The 2,905-nt window shown below is 34.7% G+C and carries 1 protein-coding gene and 1 pseudogene; one reads left to right on the top strand and one right to left on the bottom strand.

Annotated features, from left to right (window positions below; genetic code table 11):
* Nucleotides 1-306 precede the first annotated feature (306 nt).
* Nucleotides 307-1,572 carry a leucine-rich repeat domain-containing protein gene (locus HXN26_RS10825; RefSeq protein ID WP_273161260.1) on the bottom strand — a complete coding sequence of 422 codons (1,266 nt, stop codon included), beginning with the start codon at nucleotides 1,570-1,572 and terminating at the stop codon, nucleotides 307-309.
* A 1,084-nt stretch (nucleotides 1,573-2,656) separates the two neighbouring features.
* Here HXN26_RS10825 and HXN26_RS10820 point away from each other — a divergent pair.
* Nucleotides 2,657-2,857 (top strand): annotated as a pseudogene (locus HXN26_RS10820) (HU family DNA-binding protein); the annotation flags it as partial.
* Nucleotides 2,858-2,905: the final 48 nt, after the last annotated feature.

Below are 2,905 nucleotides of genomic sequence, written 5' to 3'. Positions count from 1 at the left end.
GTCCATTACTAAAATCCGTGAGCTTTTCAGCCTACCAAATGTCCATTACGCCACAAAGAAGTATGTTAAATTATTAATTCGTCAACAACATATAAGTAATGATACGAAGTAAGCATAACTTTGCTTTAAGAATATTATACTAACTTTTGAAAGTAAAAAACTGATTGAGCAGGTTGACTTATTGTCCTTTTTTTTGAGTTATATCGTGGTGACAGTGAGTATCAATCAAACTAAAACGACTGGTCACAAACACTTGGTTTGCAATCAGCCGTTCATTAGAATTATGAATGTATGATGATATTTTTACTACTTGACGCTCACCTTTTTACCATTAATAATATAGATTCCGTGCGATGGTTGTACATTTTTGGGCAGACGTTGACCATCAATACTAAAGATTGTTGTTTCACCATCATTATCTTGGCTGACTGGTAAAGAAATACCCGTTAGGTCGTGTTCTATAATTTTAGCAAACTCTTTCCATTGTTCAGCAGCCTCATATTCAGCCTTATGGCCTTTAGGTACTCTTAGTTCGCAGATATTTTTGTCTACATTTTCAAACACTCCATCACCCATAGCTTCCCCTTTTAGTGGTGTATTTCGGAGACAAGTAACATTTTTTAGCTGCTTACAACCATCGAAAACATACATTCCGATTTTCTCCAAGTCAGCTGGAAGTGTGATTTCAACAAGTGCTTCGCAACCGTTAAAAGCTTCAGCTTCTATGTCTTTCAATCTTTCTGGCAATGTAATATTCTTCATTGAGGCACAGCTGCCAAAGGCCCAAGTGCGAATATGTTCTATTGTGGAAGGGAGTGTAACTTCTTTTAATGCTGTGCATCTGCTAAACATGTATCGTTTCAATTCGTCGATATCAGCGTTGATAACAGCCTTCTCCAAACCAGTACAGTTATAGAAAGCAAAGTCGCCAAGGTCTACAATATTATTTGGAATGGTTACTTCTCTTAATTTTACACAATGACCGAAAGCAAGCATACCTATCTTTTTCAGCGTAGAAGGAAACTTTATTGCCTCTATTTCGTTGCAAAGGAAGAATGAAGCAGGGCTGAGTTCTTCGGTTCCTTCAGGGATTTCGTAATTAACAGAGTGCTTGTTAGGATAAGAAATTAGCTTATTTCCACTTTTATTGAAGAGTACTCCATCAATATCTTTAAGGGTGTTATTATCCTTATCTACCGTAATACGCTTCAAGCCTGTACAAGAAAGAAAGACTTGTTCGCCTAAAGTTGTAATGCTGGCAGGTATGGATACCGATGTAACCTTAATGCAACCGCCAAAAGAATTGTCAGCAATACCAGTTACAACATACTCTTTGTTTTGGTGTTTTACATTATTGGGTATTACGATATCGCCTTCGAGAGGCTTCGTATATAATGTTCCAGTTGCTTCCAAGAGTTCGCTGAGTTCTGTAGTAACCTCTACAAGCTGCTTTGTAACATCTGTAATTTTGTAATAGAGCTTTCCTTCTTGGAAGTCATAGTTCTTTTGTTGTGCACAGATCTGTAAGGCAGACAGCATCAAAAGTGCGATAATAGGTAAAGTTCTTTTCATAGTTGTTGTTGTTTATGCCGTTTGTCGGCGTTCTTATTTATTGTTTGAATGAATGCATAAGAGTGGGCAGTTTGGGGCGATGTGGCTGTATCAACAAATTATAATGTACCGTATTTTCCTCTCAACTAAGGCAGCTGATTCCCTTTTGCCTTCTTTTGTATATGCTTTTATGTGTTTATCAACACTGATATATAATAGTGTTGCAAATATAATTAATATTTTTTACAAACGAAAACAAATACTAAACATTTATTACAAAATGTTGTTTTTTGTTTCCATAGTTGGCTATTTACAATGTATTAGAACACAAAGAAAACAGGGTTTATATCTCTTTGATATAATGCTTTGCGTTAATTCAAGCATAATATCATAGCAAAACAGCTGCACACCTATGATGACTTGTTTAAATAACAAACGAAACATTTTATCCTTTCTTTCTAAATACTACAGTTTTCTGTCTTCTTTCTTCAGATTAACGTCCGCTATTGCTACACTAAGAGCGCAAGTCTGTCTACCATGTTTAATAAGTAGTAGCTACTCATATCCATACTTTCTCATCATTAAATTTTAATTGTAGCTGAACTATTATGGCTGTAAGAAATTCTTCTTACAGCCTTTATACAACTGCATAAAAGCTCCTCGTTTTGTAAAGAAAAATGTAATTGAAAAGCATTGATAGTTGTTTGATATTCCAAAAGTACTTGTTTTGCGTTGCAATATCGACTATTTTGCAATGTAATAGTGCTTGTTTTACATCGCAAAACAGGCACTATTACAACACATTGAAAATCTGATAGTTATAATAAAAAATATATCTTATAAATTCTTTACAACTTTATCATCTTCTATTCATTCATAAAATAGAATCTTCGAAGTAGACTTCTGTATGCTATACAACAATTTTTCAAACAATTATAGTTATTTCTTCGTGTATAAAATTGTGCTTCGTCTTTGAACATTTATAAGACAAATAAGCATATTTAGCCTAAATAAGAAGTGGTTTTCTTCATTAGATAGGGTATAATTTGAGAATTTTATGTAAGTTTGCAGATTAATTAAAAGATAATTAATAAGACATAACTATATGGCAATAAGTATCAGACTACAACAAAGTAAGTTTAAAGAAGCCAATCGTGGTGGTAAGTGGCATGCAAGAGTAGTGAGCAGTGGGGAAACTTCAACAGCCGACCTTGCAGCAGCTATTCAATCCAGTACATCGTTTACACGAGGTGAAGTTACAGGCATTATCATGGCGCTGGTAGATGAAATTAGCTATAATCTGGCGTAATGGACATTTGGTAGGCTGAAAGCTCACGGAACGCTTTTATTTACT

Source organism: Prevotella aurantiaca (genome assembly GCF_015262605.1).
GTDB classification, from domain to species: Bacteria; Bacteroidota; Bacteroidia; order Bacteroidales; family Bacteroidaceae; genus Prevotella; species Prevotella aurantiaca.
The sequence above is the reverse complement of the archived record's forward strand: the minus strand, read 5'-3'. Positions and strand labels throughout refer to the sequence as shown.